Raw genomic sequence first — 16,808 nt, forward strand, 5'->3', positions numbered from 1 at the left:
TAGACAAGAATAATCACTATAAAGAAAAAGCTTAGTTAGAAACTGATTAATTTTCTTAAATCGATAATCTAAATAAACTTTTAGATAATAAAATTAACTAACCATTATTACTTTTTAAATTTAGTTTTTAAATAAATAAGATAGTGTTTTATCCCAGCTAGATATTTTTTTTGTTTAAACATCAGTTTTGAATAAGCGCGAATTGAAGAGGTCTTTTTAGGACTATATATTGGTAAACAATCATTTCGCCATGGTGATTTTTCTAAATAAGAATCAAATAATATAGATCGATAAGGTTCATGCCAAGGTTTATTCTTAGTTATGTAATGAATAAAGACTGTTTCATCGGGAATATTCGCATCTTCATTACCATTAATTGATAATGCCAATAAATTATTAAATTTTCTTGGTAATATTAGCCTTTTTTCACCGACACAAATATTTAAGACATCTTGGTCGGGATATTGATATTTTTCACCACCATTTAATAGTTTCAACGTTTTATCAGTAATGTTATCTTCGCACCAAAGCGGAATGTTAATGAGCATAACACCAGAATTAAAATAAGTTCCTTCAATAACACCATATTTGGTACATTGAGATTGTTGCATATATGGTTCGTCAGCAACAGCTGCAATTAGAATGCCAGTAAGATCAATATTATCAATATCTGATAAGCTATTCGTACATAAGGTATCACTATCAACATAAAGTAATTTATCAGTAGTATTTTTCAGTATTATTGGCGCTATTAGGCGCACACAAGCTGAAAGCGGAAACTGTTCGGTATTTTGCTCATCGACTTTAAACTGATCATTAATAACATATTCAGTTATTGATATATTATCGAATTTAATTTCTTCAAATTTACGTCTATTCTCATCAGAAAGATTATGGGTAAATAAATGAAAATGAATCGGCCTTGAAATATTATTTTCAAAAACAGAGAAAATATTTATACCTGCTGATAATGCATAATTATCATCAAAACATAATAAAATATGTATGACAGATTGATTATTGTCAACATTATTTGAGAGTAATTCATTCCTTTTGTTAATAAAGCTATCAACTTGAATCACGGTTCACATCCTCATCGCCTTTTAAAGGCTTTATGCTTGAGATAAAGTAAATAATATTTGAATGCCGAAAAATATTTTTTTTGACTTACTAACAATTTTGCATAACGTCTGGTGGTTGAGGGCGCATTTTCGTTAGCTAATAATAATTTTTGATTAGCCCATGGTGAAGTAGCCATATAGCGTTGATAAAGTGGGGTTAAATATAGCTGATACCATGGTTTATTGCCGGTAACATAATGAATTATAACAGTGTCATCACTTAATAAGCTATCTTCATTACCACCAACTGAGAGTGAAGTGAGTTGATTAAATATCTTCGGTAGAAACTGAGTTTTACCCTGCATTAATATATTCAATACATCCTGATCTGCAAATTTGTAAACTTTACCGCTATTAATCATTGCAAAAGCTTTTTCGGTTAGATTATTATCTACCCACATATCAGTATTAATATAAATCATACCCGCATTAAAATATTCGCCATATGGAATATCGCAAGCAAAGCATTGTTTTTCCTGCATTTTTTCAACATCACAAACTACAGCGGAATATTTATCATTTAAGTCAATATTCATTAACTCATTAAGATTGTTGGTGCACAAAACATCACAATCTAAATACAACATTCTAGATGTTAATTTGTTTAGAATTTGCGGTACAATAAACCGTAGACATGTTGATGCTGAAATATGTAATACTAATGTATCAGGATTTATTGAGAAATCTTCACTTATTTCATAATAAATTATCGAAGTATTGTTTCGATTTAATTGATTGAATTTTTGTATTTTTTCATCAGATACATTGTTGGCAAATAAATGAAAAACCAAATTTTTATCAGGATTGTTAATTATAACTGAAGATATTGCGATACTAGCTGGCATTGCATAATTATCATCAAAACAAAAGGCGATATGTATTGTATTTTGGGCTTCCAATTTATTTTCAAATAACGTTGTGCTTTTGCGAATAAAATTATTTTGTTCTAACATAGGGTATTTTATGTTTACTATAAGTAAGATTGTTTCATTTTAGCACAACTAAATATCAACAACTAAATAATAATCATTTTTATATTGACATAAATATGATCTAATGACTAAATATCGTATAAGTTTAGCAAAAAAATAAAGTATGGATAACAATATTATAAACATTGCTTACTGTACTGACTCAAATTATCTTGAGCATGTTGCAGTATCGATTAAATCAATTATATTAAATAATCTAAATGAAAATCTTCGGTTTCACGTGTTTTTATACAATGTTGATGAATTTGACATAAAAAAATTTCAACAAACTTCTGAATTAATTTTCATATATCAAATTGAACCAGAAGATTTTGAAAAATACAATCATAATTTTTCAACTACGCATATAACTAATTCAACTTTTATCCGTTTAATGGTACCTAGATTATTATCAAGTGAAGTCACAGAATTACTCTATCTCGACGCAGATGTGTTATGTTTTAATAACATTTCATCTATTCTTAATATTGATATAGAAAATTATATTTGTGCAGCAGCAATCGACTCTAAACAAAATATTCAAAATTCCAATTCTTCTAGATTAAAATTAAATTCAAATGATTATTTTAATGCTGGCGTGTTATACATAAATATTAAAAACTGGATGAGTTTTGATGTTGAAAGCAAAAGCAATGATATTTTATCAAAAAATAATGATTTAAAATATGCCGATCAAGATGCTTTAAATATTGTATTGCAAAATCATATAAAAATAATCGATTCTAAATGGAATTATTTATTTACATGGATGACAAATCAGGAAAAAGAAACATTCTTCTATGATAAAAAAACATTACCCTATTTTATTCATTTTACCGGCCCGAGAAAAATGTGGTACGTAGAACATGAAGGTTTAGCTCAAGATTTATATAATTTTTATAAACATTTTACACCTTGGAGCGATGTACTCTTAAAATCTTACCAAAGCAAAATGAGAGCAGTTGATTATAGGATATATGCAAAAAATTTCTTTAGAAAAAGAAGACTTTTCAAAAGTATTAAATATTATTTAACTTATTTAGTTAAAAAATAGATCAAATAAGAAATTTTAATATCGTAACTTTTTATAATGCTACAACTAAAAAACTAAAATAATTATTTTATGAAGAAACAAAATATACTGATTTTTATATATTTCGCTATTATATTCATCTCATATTATATAATAAACATCAATAATCTAACTAATATTAGTTATATACTCTTATTCTATTTACTTTTATTAGTGATGTTACCAAATTTAAAATGGTTAAGGCTCTCAATATTCATAATAATAAACTTTATTTTAGGATTAGAATTATTCTTTAATTTAAAATACGGTTACATTTCTGAATCACTATTAAGAACCGCATTAGAAAATGATAAAAATTAAAGCATTACAATGATAATCAACGATTTTCTACCTATTATATTACCTTCAATTCTTTTTCTTTGATTTACACTTATTTTATATACAACAAAATTAAAATTTCTTTTAAAAATAGCATTTTATATTGGATAATCATTATTATTACTAGTTTTTTCTTATTCAAAAATACAGTTTACTACTATTTAGCTGATAAACGCCATATTGTTGAATTTAATGTTGATCCTTTTTTTTCTTTAAATAAATCTGTACGAGTTAAATATCCTATAATAATAGGTAATTCAACAATAATGCTTATTAGTTACTTAGGTTTTACAGAGAAATACACGAATGTTATTGAACATGAAAAATTTAATGCATCAATTCTTGATTCAAATAATATTATTACTAATAATAAATATAAGCATATTATTTTTATATTGGGAGAATCGGCTTATCGTGCACAACATAGTCTCTATGGTTATAATGTTGACACGACACCTATTATTTTACTTGCTGTTTTTATACAAGTTTATTAAATAGATAAAAATAGTAAAATTTAACAGCTCTAAAAACTCGACCTCTTTTTAAACAATATTTGGCATAGTGTCTTAACCATGACTTTTTTAGTGCTTTCGGTCGTTTTGTATTTTTCCAAGGAGATAAATCATAAAATTTTCTAAATAACTTAGAATTAAATGTTTGATACCATGGTTTATAGCCTGTTACGTAATGTAATAATACTGTATAAGGCGCTATTAATTGTTCTTCTTTACAAGAAATACTTATGTGAATTTTAGTATTATATTTTATAGGTAAGAGAATTGCTTTATTTTCCAATAAAATATTTAAAACATCTTGATCTGCAAAACGGTAAATATTGCCATCATTCACCTTGTTAATACATTTATTGGTTAAATCATTTTTCATCCACTCATCAGTATTAATTAATAATACTCCAGAATTAAAATATTTCTTAACATCGATTGAATATAAAGTTTTTATTTCATTTTGCATCGGTTTATCGTCAGGAATAACTCCAGCAACATAATTAGATATTTCTGTATTATATAGTTGGCAAATCGATTTCAAACAAAGAATGTCACTATCAAGATATAAAAATTTTTTTGTCTGAGAATGTAATAATGCCGGAAGAATAAAACGAGCACAAGAAACCGCAGATAAGTAACCTAATACCAATGTATTCGAATTAATGTCAAAATTATCATTTAAATGATATATTTTAATACTAACATTGTTTCCAATAAGTTCTTTAAGTTTCGCTATATTAACAAAAGATACATTATCAACTAATAGGTGAAAACAAAAATTTAAATTTTTATTATTTTCAATTATAGAAGTTATAGTTACCCCTGCTGGCATCGCATAATTATCATCAAACGCTAATGCAATATGCAATATTTCTTTATTGCTATTTTGTATAAACTCTTCAACTCTACTGATATATTTATTGTAATTAAACATTTATTACTTAACTTTTTAAAATTTTTTATTATTCTAAATAAATACTATAAAAGTGTAAATTTATTTAATCTGCCAAAAGTTCTTAAATACTCATTTTTTTTATTTATATAAAGTTTTTACCTATATTTTGTTAACAAACGAATATATAATTAACATATTAGATTATCAGATATAACTTAAACTAGAACGGATTAAATGTTTAACATAAATAATTTTATTGATCAAATTGAACCTATAAGTACTAATTTTGAGCTACATTTTCCAACTCTGAACATTGCTTTAGGATTTGACAATAATTATGCAATGCCAGCTGGTGTAGCAATATTATCAGTTATCCAAAATACGCCAAATTACAATCTACATTTTCATTTGTTTATTGATAATGTATCACATGTAAACCTTGAAAAGTTTAAGAAGTTCAATTATCCGAATGTATCAATTACACTGTATTTTTTAAATAACAATTTTATCATCAATCCCAAAACGTTAGTTTTGCATATTCCGACTGCATCAACTTGCATACGTTTTATTATGCCAAAACTCCTTGTTTCAGTAACTGATAAATTAATATATCTTGATAGCGATATAATTTGTTTAAAATCATTGGCCAAATTAGTTGAATATGATGTTGAGAATTATATTGCAGGAGTTATAAGTGATACCGAAGATATGCAACAAACTATCAAAGAAATGTATCAAATTGATTCAACAAGATATTTTAATGCAGGTGTATTAGTGATAAATACTACTAAATGGTGTGAAGAAAAGATTTCCGAAAAGGCATTAACCATGATTAATGATGGAAATATTTATAAGTTTGCTGATCAAGATGTTTTAAATATTCTTTTAGAAAATAAAACACTATTATTGCCTATAAAATTTAATACTAAAATAAAAATTTCAATTGACGCACATCAAGAAAAAGAAATTGGACCTTACACAGTTATTTTACACTATATTTCACAAAATAAGCCTTGGTTTAAAGTCTACCTTTCTAAAATTTTTGAGTATTATTTAGCTTTATCCCCTTGGAAAGATGAACAATTACCTTTAAGTGGTGATAGCTCGTCAATAAGAAATTATGCCAAATATTTATTTAGACAAAAGATCTATTATAAATCTATTTATTACTATATTATTTATTTAAAATATAAGTTATTTCTCAAAAAGTAATTATCTAATTGAAATTTTATGATAAATAAAACAGTTTGTCTTTCTATAATTATACCTTGTTATAATGTTGAAAATTACATTACTGATTGTTTAAATTCTGTAACAAAATATCGTGCTGATTCAATTGAAATCATATGTATTGATGACGGTTCAAGTGACAGTACGCTACGAATACTTGAACAATATCGATCTAAATATGAAAATATCAAAATAATCACGCAAAAAAATCTAGGAGTTAGTCAAGCAAGAAATAAAGGAATAGAGTATTCTACCGGTAATTATGTTTTATTTATTGATTCAGATGATATTATAAATCCTGATTTACTCAAAGAGTTCATATACAGTTTGAGTATTATGCCTCAATTGGATTGCATTTATTTTGATTATACATCTTTTAAAGATAATGAAATAAAATCTTATCCAACCAGTTTGGAACAAATCAAAACAAAAAACTTCGATACTGGAATAGAGCTATTAAATTATTTACTTGAAAAAAGAAATTATTCTGGAGTCATATGGCGATTAATTTTTAACCGCGAATTGTTATCAGAAAAATTTATAGAGAAAAACCACGAAGACCACAATATTTCGCTTTCTATTATTTCGGAAGCGAAATTAACTTATTATTTAATAAATAAAAATTGTTACTTTCATCGAGTTCGTTCTTCTTCATTATCAGAACAATGTATTGATGATTTGAATTTAAAAACTCTAAAAAAAGTTTTAAATCAATGCATAACAAAAATCAATAAACTACCCCTATCTGACAAAGCAAAATACAATTATATTTTTGCTATGAATATAACCTATTTAGAGTCGGTATTGAGATCAAATAAGATATTTGCAAAAAAAATCGAAGATAATATTATAAAAGAACTCGGCTTACTCAAGTTAATGATACGTATACACAATAGTAACAAATCGAATACAATAAGAAATATTTTTTATATATTAAAATTTATAAAAAAATATTCTTGTTCATACTCCGCAAAAAAAACATTATTAAAATGTGCGATAACTAAAAAGTATCCTAATTTAAATATTAAAAAAGATTACATATACTATTCATCTTTAAACAAATTTTGAAAGGAATATTAGTCATTTTTCTTTCATCATCAATAAGTTATTATTCATTAAAATTACTTTTATACAATTTAGTATATGCGCCATTTTTTCTCAATAATTCAATATGCGTACCTTGCTCAATAATAGTTCCCTCATTCATTACTAATATTTGATCAGCATTTTCAATAGTAGATAATCGATGAGCTATGACAAGAGAAGTCCTTCCTTTTTGTAATTCATCTAACGCTGCCTGTATAGCTTTTTCAGACTCTGTATCTAATGCTGAAGTAGCCTCATCTAAAATAAGGATTGGATTATCTCTTAAAAGAGCTCTTGCAATAGCTATGCGTTGACGTTGGCCACCAGATAATAAAACCCCATTTTCACCAACTACTGTATCAAAACCATTATCAAATTGTTCTATAAATTCATAAGCGTTTGCTTTTTTTGCAGCATCTTCTATCTGCTTTTGAGAAAACTCACCAATTTTTCCATATGCTATATTGTTTGCAATGGTATCATTAAATAAATGGACATATTGAGATACTAATCCTATTTGATTCCTTAAACAATACAATGTGTAATCACTCAGATTAATGCCATCAATAGTTATTTCTCCATCAGAGATTTCATAAAAACGAGCTAATAGATTTGCAATTGTAGTTTTCCCTGATCCTGACTTCCCAACTAAAGCTACTGTTTTACCGGCAGCCACAGAAAAACTAATATTGTTTAACGCTAAATCTTGCCTGGTTGCATATTTGAATGAAACATTTTTAAAAATAATATTCCCTTTAACTTTATCAATATTAACATTACCATTATCTTGTTCAACTGGTTGCTCTAATATAGAAAACAATGTTTGGCAGGCGGCCATACCCTTTTGAAACCCAGCATTTACACTAGTTAGACTTTTGATCGGTTGCATTAAAGCAACTAATGATGAAAAAACAACAGTAAACTCGCCAGGGGTAATATTTAAATCAGGATTACTTGCTGTAAGTAATACAAAAGCTATAGCAAAGGAAATAACAACTTGAACAATAGGTGTTGATAATGCTGAAATAGAAACTAATCGCATGTTATCACGACGAAACTTATTACTTAGTTTTTCAAAGTTTCTATTTTCTTCCTCTTGAGCCCCGAAGATAATAATTTCTCGATAACCTTTTAACATTTGCTCAACAGACATTGTCACATTGCCCATTGAATTTTGCATATTTTTTGCCAATCTCCTAAATTTGATTGAGATAAAAGTAATAAGACTTATCACTATGGGTGTAATAATAATTAAAGAGAAAGATAATTGCCAGCTATTATAAAACATTGTATAAAATAGACCGCAAATAAAAGCTGTTTCCCTTATTATAGTTATCAAAGCATCTGATGAAGATGCTGCGACCTGATCTGTGTCATAAGTAATGCGTGATAACAATCGTCCTGTTGAATTTTGATCATAGTAACTAACTGGAGCATCAACAAAATGACTAAATAGTCTCTGCCTAATTTTCATCACGATCTTTCCAGATATTAATGACAAAAATATAGAGTAACCATAGTTTGCAATTCCACGCAATACTACTAATCCAAAAATGTAAAAAGGAGCCATTAGTAAAAACTCTTGATCATTCATTGAAAAACCACGATCCAATAAAGGCCGTAATAATGCTATCAATGAGGTATCAGCAAATGCACTTGCAATAAGCAAAATAACAGATAAAAATAAAAATAATTTATGTTCCATAATTAATGGAGACAACTTTAAAAAAGTTTTCCACGTTGAAGAATCTTTATCTATATCATTAAGATTGAATTGGCTACTTTGTTGATTCATATTATTCATTATTTATTTTATTTACTTTGAGTATTAAATTGCATTTTATGCATTTGTGCATAAATTCCATTTAAATTGATCAATGATTGATGATTGCCATCTTCAATTACTTTTCCATCATCAATAACTAGAATACGATCCGCTTTTTCAATGGTAGACAAACGATGAGCAATGATAATGGATGTTCTATTCTTCTGTAGTATTTCTATTGCTTCTTGTACTAGTCTTTCTGATTCATTATCTAATGCGGAAGTTGCTTCATCAAAAATTAATATAGGATTATCACGTAATAAAACCCGCGCTATTGCAATTCTTTGTCTTTGCCCACCTGATAATAAAACCCCATTATCACCTATTTGAGTATTGATGCCATATTCCAATTTATTAATAAATTCAATAGCATTCGCTTGCTCAGCTGCCCTTATAATATCATCCTCGCTGTGAAGTTCTTTTTCACCATATGCAATATTTTCTGCAATTGTGCCATTAAACAAATGAACATTTTGCGAAACGTAACCAATTTGCTTACGTAAAGATTTTAATGTGTATTCTTGGATATTTATAGAATTTAATAAAATTTCTCCCTCTGACACATCATAAAAGCGCGGTAATAAGCTAGCAATAGTTGATTTACCTGCACCAGAACGTCCGACTAGGGCTATTGTTTGCCCCGCTTCTATTTTTAAACAAAAATTGTTAAGTGTTGGAGTATTTCTTGTTGGATAAGTATAAGTAACATTCTTAAATTCAATGTTTCCTTTTACTCTATTAGCAACAATAGTTCCATTGTCATCTTCTAATGGGGAGTCTAAAAGTTCGAACAAAGATTCACAAGCAACAGCACCTTTTTGGAGCTCAACATGTAAACTTGTTAATTCACGCAATGGGCGCATTACAGCAACCATTGCCGAAAAAACAACGGTAAATGAGCCGGGAGTAATATCTAAATTTTGACTTGCGACTAAATAGAGTATAAAACCTAAGCCAATTGTTGCAATTAACTGAATAATAGGCGTTGATAATCTTGAAACTATTTCAATTTTCAACATACCTCGCCAAACACTATCTGTTATACGATTAAAATTATTTTTTTCATATTCCTTTGCATTAAAAATTAAAACCTCTTTATGCCCTTTCAACATTTCGTCAGTTGCTATAGTAATTTGTCCCATTCCAGCTTGCATTGATGCAATTGTCTTCCTAAATTTTTTGGCAATAAATTGAGCAACAAAAATAATTAACGGAACTAAAATAATCAATACTGATGCTAATTTCCAACTGCCATATAACATAACAAGACATAGACCAACAGCATAAGTTATTTCGCGAATAAGTATGATTAAAGCGTCAGATGAAGCTTTTGATAACATCTGAGTATTAAAAGTAATAACAGAAACCAGATCTCCTATGGATTGCTTATCATGAAAACTAATAGGACTTTTAATCAAATGATTGAAAATCATTTGTCTAAACTTAGTTACAACTTTTCCTGATAACCAAGAAAGGCAGTATGTTGAAATATAATTAGATAACCCTCTCAGTAAAATTAATCCAATAATTGCGATTGCGATTATAATCAAAAGAGAATAATTTTTATTCATTAAACCATGGTCAAGTAAAGGTTTCGTAAGTGATATTAAAGTAGCATCTGTAGCTGCATTTAATAATAATCCAAATACGGCTACAAATAATGCTTTTTTATATGGTTTAATAAATGGCCAAAGTTTTTTTAACGTCGTAATTGAGTTTAATTTTTGAGGCATAATAAAATATTAAAATAATAAATTATGAACGATTATACACTATCTAAGACTTTCACGTTAATTTTATTGTGTTGTGATTACATAATAATTCATTGTATAATCTTAGTATATGTTATCTAATACATTTAATTTCTTTTTTACTTTAATCTTAATCCCTAAAAAACATAAAATATAAGAGTTATCAGCATCCCAAACTCCAACCAAACGTTGTCTTTTACTTAAAAATAATTGATTTATCTTTCCTATATTATGATAATTTTTATTAGATATTGAACTTAAAAAATTATTATTAGGAAAATAATATGTTAAATCAAATAGCTTAACAATTTGAGTAGCTTTATTTAAAGCTAACATTCTATTCTTTTTAGGTAAACGGCGCATAGACTCTATTAACTTATCTTGAAATAAATCAATTAAAACAGGTTTAAACTTTTCAAATAACTTCCAGCGAAAAACAAATTGCAATAAATAATCAAAACACAGCAATGAATCTAATTCATGAGAAATCATACTATTTTTCTGATTTCCTTTCTTATAACTCATAATGGAACCATCTCTTATAAGATAGTTATAAAATTTATCATTGATAAAATACGCTTCATCACATAACAATCCATAAGACCAGAAAAAAGGGTTATCTTCATACCAAAGTCCTTCCGGAAAAAGAATGTTGTATTTTCTAATGATTGAAAGTTTATAAACTTTATTCCATGCACACACATCCATCTTCGTCATTACATCATTAGATAATTTAATAAAACCTTTATATTTATGTTCAAAATAGCGTTCATCTTGCATTCTGCTAAGATTGTTTTCAATAATAATGTTAGTTGAAAAATAGACTAGATCAACTTCCGGTTTATTAAATTTCTCAATCGCTTTCTCGTATGTATCTAATTCAACAAAATCATCTGAATCAACAAAAGTAATATATCTTCCTTTTGCGTTTTCTATACCAATATTTCTAGCAGAAGATAAACCACCGTTTTTCTTATCAATGATCCGTATTCTTTTATCAATTTCATTATATTGTTGTAAAAAAGCTAACGAATTATCTGTTGAACCATCGTTGATACAAATAATTTCAATGTTTTTAAGAGTTTGAGATATGACACTATCTAAACATTTTACTAAATATTTTTCCGTATTATATACAGGAATGATTACAGACAAAATCGGTTCCATTAAAAATAATCCTTAATTGTTTTTTAATATTTAAATAATTTGTAAAATCAAGCAAAAGAAAACTCATAATGTTTTGTTACAATTCTCCCTGCATTTTCATGATTTTCCTTTGCAATTTATTTATTTGATTTATCACAAGACAATAAGGAAATAAATTTAATAAATATAAAATCACTATCCTTTTAATATATTTAAATTGTGAGTATTGCTTTAGTTTTTTCTTCTCAAAAAATTCAGTTTTAACAACGTCAAAATTAGGTCCATGTATAAAATTGATCGGTAATGGCTTTATCGCTTTATATTTCCAAAAATTAGCCCACCAGACCTCCATACAATAAAATTCATCAGATTGTAGATTGTGTTCAAAATCAGTATATAATGACGATGCATCATTGATAATGTTTGGACGTCCAAAAAAAATCAAATCTGAACCTTCCAAAAAACAAGGATCCTCAATCATATTTCCACGACCAAATGGACCAAAACCATGAAAAATTGCATTTTGTGGTATTGTTAATTGAAATTCAGAATAACAGCTTATAAATGAATTAATTCCAAATGGCTTTTTGAAAAATATATCTGGTCTGGTTACTATTACCCAATCGTATTCAATATCATTTTCGATTTCATAATCATTACGTAATTTATTGCTCATATAAATAGTATAAGCATTATTTAAACATCCTTTTTTAGCTCTTGGATGTTGGCCAATTTTTTCTACTAATACATCATCGGAACAATCTAATTGAGGTTCAACAAGCATTTTTTTAGGTTGATAAAGTTGATTAACTAATAATAATTTATCACTAGTTAATGTTTCCTTCGTTAAAGGTTTTCCACCAACATTACGATAGTTGATAGTAGAGTGATCTAATTCTTCCCAAGTATGAATAAAAATATCTATATGATAACCGTCTTTTATATTTTCTTTTAATAAATTTTGTTCAAACGAGTTGAATGTATATTCAAAGGTTCTCAAATGACCAAAAAATTGGACAGCTATATTTTTAGAATTCATCAGGTTATTCCGCTTGTTAATAATAAACCTATTTTATAAAAGATTCGAAATCTAAACTTGTAATCTTCATCTATAATTAATTAACTATAACATATAAATTCATATGATATTTGAATCTATATTTCATCAGTTAGTAGATTTTAATGCATAATACTTTTTATATCATCATTTAATGTAATAGACTTATTTTGAATTTAGTGTTTGTTATTTTCTCACTTAAATTATTTTCTAACTTCTTAACCAAAAAATATGGCATGATCCCAAGAATGAATCTTAATAATTGAATTGATATATATTTTATTTTCAAAACAAATCTCTTATTATTAGCAATATTATTGTCCTGATTACAAGACCAATTTCGCCATATTTTTTTCGATTTAATAGTATAATAATGGTCGACAATATTTTTATTACCATGAATTTCATGTCTTAAAATGCAAGCAGCTTTTTCAATAGGTCCCCCCTCAAAAGGAGCTAATTTAAAAAAGTGAGGTAAGATGATTTGATTTCCTTTTTTAAAAGGATAATTTCTTTTCTTTTTCCATCTTAATGAAATATCCCAAGAATTTAATAGATAAATATATTTTTTGAAAGCATTATAACTATCTTCTCTAGTTTCTTTAAAATCCCAATTTTGTTTTTTCAAGAAATTTCTAAATAACTCACTTTCGGGAGAAAAGGGGTTATAAACAATATTAGTTGGACTATTTTCTACTAATTCACGTATTTCCAAAATAACATTTAGTTCTGTTTTATCATAAAACGGAATATCATAATATTCCTTCAAGATTTTAGCCTTACTGGCTAAAAACATATCTGAAGGGTGGTATAATCTATCCTTCCTTGTGTAACAGCAAGTTGTAACAATTTTCTTATCATTATCAAAATTCCATTTAAATTTTTTTATTTTTTCGAAAAACTTATTAAAATCAAAAGACTGATCATTTCTTAATTTTATAACAAAATTAGAATCATCTATCTCATTGAGTCCAGCTTTTACAGTCAATAACTGACGATTAATATTAGCAAAACCCGGATTAATTAAATCTTTAACATATATCTTTTTTACTTTACATTCACCAAATAAATCCGATATATCTTTTTCATAAAGTTTCTTATCATTTTCATAAATAACAAATACAACTTCACTTATATTATAATCACTTTTTCCTAAGGAAATCGAAATTTTTTTCAATATATTATCATGATATGGACCATGAATGAGCAAAGAAATTTTATCCATTTACATTATCCTGTAGATTTAATTTTTCTCGAATAGAAAGCATATATTTAAGATGACGCCGATTAGATTCTAAATTTCCAAAATTATCAATAACTATTTCAATAACGTGCTCTTTCCTTAAGTTAACAACATCCAAAATATCTCTATAAGATAGAGTGCTTCCTTTCGTAAATATCTTATCAGCATTCAGTATCATAATTGGACAGCCATAATCAATTGCATCAATAACCTCATTAATATAAGCATAACCTTGATTAAAAACAATAATTTTATCTACAAAGTTTATATTTAAATTAAAATAATTCAAAAAGTTATCTATTATATTATTCTTTTTATCATTCGGGGTTAATATTACATGCTTCTCGGAGAAAACAACAATTTCTTGATTATTTATATACTGCCATGAATCAATTTTATTTTTTCCATTTTCAATTTTAAGTTTAAGTTTATCTTTTATCCATTCTAAGCGAGAATCGACAGAAACCAAAGGAGACGTTGCTTTAGAAAAGCTTTCTTGTTGATCTAATAAAATTGTCATCTTATCTTTTTCTGACATATTATAAAATTTTTCAATTTTTTCTGCCAAATCATCATCATTGAAAGGATCAAAAGTTGTAAATTCTTTAGTTTCCCCTAAATAGTCGCAGCATCCTGTATATTTTGATGCCATTCCAGGAACACCCTTCAAGATTGTTTCTCCAAGTGCAATAGAAAAACTTTCAAATGTAGATGGTAAAATACAAAGATCTCCAATAGCGATAAATTTATCCTTTTGTTTAGAATCAGCAAAATCATAAAATAATATATCATTTCTATATTCTAATGGAATATCTTTAAAAATTTGGAAACGGCACTCTTCATTAGTAATTTCATCATAATTTGAATTTCCAACGATAAAAAGTTTAGACCCAGAGATTTTCTTTTTAACTTTAATAAATTGATCAATAAGAAAATGTTGGTTTTTACGACCCTCAACTCTCGAAATAATGAATATATTAAAAGTATCTTTATATTGTTCAAGATTATAAATTTTAGATAATTCATCGACAACTAACTCTTTATTTTTTATAGTTTCAACATTTAGATGATTAAATACTTTAATACTATCATGAATAAAGTAATTTTTCTCTACGTAATTACTCATAAACGTCGATGGTGAAATATGTGCATCAGCAAGCATGAACTGCAGTTTTTCTCTCATAAAACAATCTTTTATAAAACCATTAGCATACTTAATAGGCAATGAAGTATTCCACTCGTAACATTCTCTAGATGCTGTGTGATGATGAACAGCAAAAATAGTATTTGAAAATTCGCCTTTTAAATTTTTAGCTAACAAGCAATCTAATGCGTGTGCACAATAATCTGATACTTCAACAAAATCAGGTTTAATCGAAGAAATCTGCCAATACACATCAGCAGAATTATTAATATTTATAATGTGTAACTTTTCATAATTTAACAAATCTGTGTGCTTATCGTGACAATTTACCAACACATAAACGTTTATATCTTCATGATTTTGTAATATATATTTACAAATGTTGTATAAATATGATGCGATACCTCCATGACCGGTAAAAAAACCAAACTCATGGGCTACAAAAGCGATTTTTTTTAACATAAAAAGCCTTCAACTATATAAATTATTAATTAAAAATCAAATTTATATTTAAAAATTTTATTTTTAATTAAAATAGGTTATTAATCATATATAAAACTAATTTTGTTTATTCTTAAGTTTATACTACTAACTTTTACGTCTATCAAGCTGAATTAATAAAAATAATGATGGATTATCAAATAATTTAAAATTAGTACGAGTACATAGCATTATATTAAATTTATCATATTTGGCTGAGTTCATATTTGTAAGAGCATCGGTTGCTTCGCAAACCCCATAGCTAGATTCCACGCCCATATCGACAATTAAAAATCCCTCATATAAAATTAAATAATACATGTATATATAGTAATCAAATTGAAACCAATTAATCAAATTTAAATTATTATGGAGCTTCGTAATTTCAAAGAATTTATTTAAATTTGAGGTTTTATATATACATGGTTGATTAAACCACAGATACAACTCAGATTGAAGTTTTTGTTGCATACCCGATGAAAAAAAAACTTTACACTCGTCTTTTATTTTATCTGTTAATAATTTACCTTCTGGTAAAATTTTATTACCCAATAAAATTTTAGATTCAAAAAAATTAGAACATAGTTGCAGTAAATCTACATTGCGGATAAATAACGATTCTGAATCAAGGGTCATTATATAATCGTATAATGGCTCCAAGGATTTAATCGCCCAAATCTTTTTTATATTTATTATACCATCGAAATTAACTGTCTGATAATTTTCAGGTAAAATTAATTTATACTCATAATCTCCAAATGAATCTGCCTCAGCGGCATTACCAAAGACAAACCATAAATGCGATTGTTCTTCAAAACCTTTTTGTTTAAAAGAAAGAAGAAGAGATTTCGCAAATTCAAAGTGAAGGAAATATGTTGGGCAAATAAATGCAATTTTAATTTTACTCATATAATCTCTACTACATAAACATTTTTCAATAAA

The 16,808-nt window shown here is 26.8% G+C and carries 14 protein-coding genes; 4 read left to right on the top strand and 10 right to left on the bottom strand.

The genetic code is table 11. The annotated features are described in order from the left end of the window. Window positions 1-107 precede the first annotated feature (107 nt). Both AC5LXI_RS11235 and AC5LXI_RS11240 read right to left on the bottom strand, forming a co-directional pair. On the bottom strand, window positions 108-1,082 hold the full coding sequence (locus AC5LXI_RS11235; RefSeq protein ID WP_493442408.1) for a glycosyltransferase family 8 protein: 975 nt from the start codon (window positions 1,080-1,082) through the stop codon (window positions 108-110). Between the two features lie 11 nt (window positions 1,083-1,093). Continuing rightward, window positions 1,094-2,074: a glycosyltransferase family 8 protein gene (locus AC5LXI_RS11240; RefSeq protein ID WP_493442409.1), complete on the bottom strand. Its 981-nt coding sequence runs from the start codon at window positions 2,072-2,074 to the stop codon at window positions 1,094-1,096. 142 nt (window positions 2,075-2,216) lie between these two features. Between AC5LXI_RS11240 and AC5LXI_RS11245 the strand changes: the two genes are divergently transcribed. Both AC5LXI_RS11245 and AC5LXI_RS11250 read left to right on the top strand, forming a co-directional pair. Beyond that, window positions 2,217-3,146: a glycosyltransferase family 8 protein gene (locus AC5LXI_RS11245; protein ID WP_493442410.1), complete on the top strand. Its 930-nt coding sequence runs from the start codon at window positions 2,217-2,219 to the stop codon at window positions 3,144-3,146. Between the two features lie 623 nt (window positions 3,147-3,769). Beyond that, on the top strand, window positions 3,770-3,997 hold the full coding sequence (locus AC5LXI_RS11250; RefSeq protein WP_493442411.1) for a hypothetical protein: 228 nt from the start codon (window positions 3,770-3,772) through the stop codon (window positions 3,995-3,997). Here AC5LXI_RS11250 and AC5LXI_RS11255 read toward each other — a convergent pair. Next, complete coding sequence (locus AC5LXI_RS11255) at window positions 3,981-4,943, bottom strand: glycosyltransferase family 8 protein (RefSeq protein WP_493442412.1); 963 nt, start codon at window positions 4,941-4,943, stop codon at window positions 3,981-3,983. The two genes, AC5LXI_RS11250 and AC5LXI_RS11255, sit on opposite strands and share 17 nt — an antisense overlap. Before the next feature lie 195 nt (window positions 4,944-5,138). On the opposite strand from AC5LXI_RS11255, the gene AC5LXI_RS11260 reads away from it, so the two are divergent. Beyond that, window positions 5,139-6,116 carry a glycosyltransferase family 8 protein gene (locus AC5LXI_RS11260; RefSeq protein WP_493442413.1) on the top strand — a complete coding sequence of 326 codons (978 nt, stop codon included), beginning with the start codon at window positions 5,139-5,141 and terminating at the stop codon, window positions 6,114-6,116. 18 nt (window positions 6,117-6,134) lie between these two features. Continuing rightward, window positions 6,135-7,202: a glycosyltransferase gene (locus AC5LXI_RS11265; RefSeq protein WP_493442414.1), complete on the top strand. Its 1,068-nt coding sequence runs from the start codon at window positions 6,135-6,137 to the stop codon at window positions 7,200-7,202. A 40-nt stretch (window positions 7,203-7,242) separates the two neighbouring features. On the opposite strand, the gene msbA (AC5LXI_RS11270) is transcribed toward AC5LXI_RS11265, so the two are convergent. The 7 genes from msbA (AC5LXI_RS11270) to AC5LXI_RS11300 all read right to left on the bottom strand — a co-directional run bounded on the left by msbA (AC5LXI_RS11270) (window position 7,243) and on the right by AC5LXI_RS11300 (window position 16,775). Continuing rightward, a complete protein-coding gene (msbA, locus tag AC5LXI_RS11270; protein WP_493442415.1) occupies window positions 7,243-9,015 on the bottom strand; it encodes a lipid A export permease/ATP-binding protein MsbA in 1,773 nt (590 codons plus the stop codon). Between the two features lie 17 nt (window positions 9,016-9,032). Further along, on the bottom strand, window positions 9,033-10,778 hold the full coding sequence (gene msbA / locus AC5LXI_RS11275) for a lipid A export permease/ATP-binding protein MsbA (RefSeq protein WP_493442416.1): 1,746 nt from the start codon (window positions 10,776-10,778) through the stop codon (window positions 9,033-9,035). Between the two features lie 102 nt (window positions 10,779-10,880). Continuing rightward, window positions 10,881-11,963: a glycosyltransferase family 2 protein gene (locus AC5LXI_RS11280; protein ID WP_493442417.1), complete on the bottom strand. Its 1,083-nt coding sequence runs from the start codon at window positions 11,961-11,963 to the stop codon at window positions 10,881-10,883. 76 nt (window positions 11,964-12,039) lie between these two features. Then, window positions 12,040-12,981, bottom strand: a complete 942-nt coding sequence (locus tag AC5LXI_RS11285) for a DUF7796 domain-containing protein (protein WP_493442418.1) — start codon at window positions 12,979-12,981, stop codon at window positions 12,040-12,042. A 169-nt stretch (window positions 12,982-13,150) separates the two neighbouring features. After that, complete coding sequence (locus tag AC5LXI_RS11290; protein ID WP_493442419.1) at window positions 13,151-14,224, bottom strand: WavE lipopolysaccharide synthesis family protein; 1,074 nt, start codon at window positions 14,222-14,224, stop codon at window positions 13,151-13,153. Further along, window positions 14,217-15,848 (bottom strand): glycosyltransferase family 4 protein, encoded by a 1,632-nt coding sequence (locus AC5LXI_RS11295; protein WP_493442420.1) that lies wholly within the window; start codon window positions 15,846-15,848, stop codon window positions 14,217-14,219. Before AC5LXI_RS11295 ends, AC5LXI_RS11290 begins: the two co-directional genes overlap by 8 nt. Before the next feature lie 126 nt (window positions 15,849-15,974). Beyond that, window positions 15,975-16,775 carry a hypothetical protein gene (locus tag AC5LXI_RS11300; RefSeq protein ID WP_493442421.1) on the bottom strand — a complete coding sequence of 267 codons (801 nt, stop codon included), beginning with the start codon at window positions 16,773-16,775 and terminating at the stop codon, window positions 15,975-15,977. Window positions 16,776-16,808: the final 33 nt, after the last annotated feature.

This window comes from Gilliamella sp. LMG 34361 (assembly GCF_984569075.1).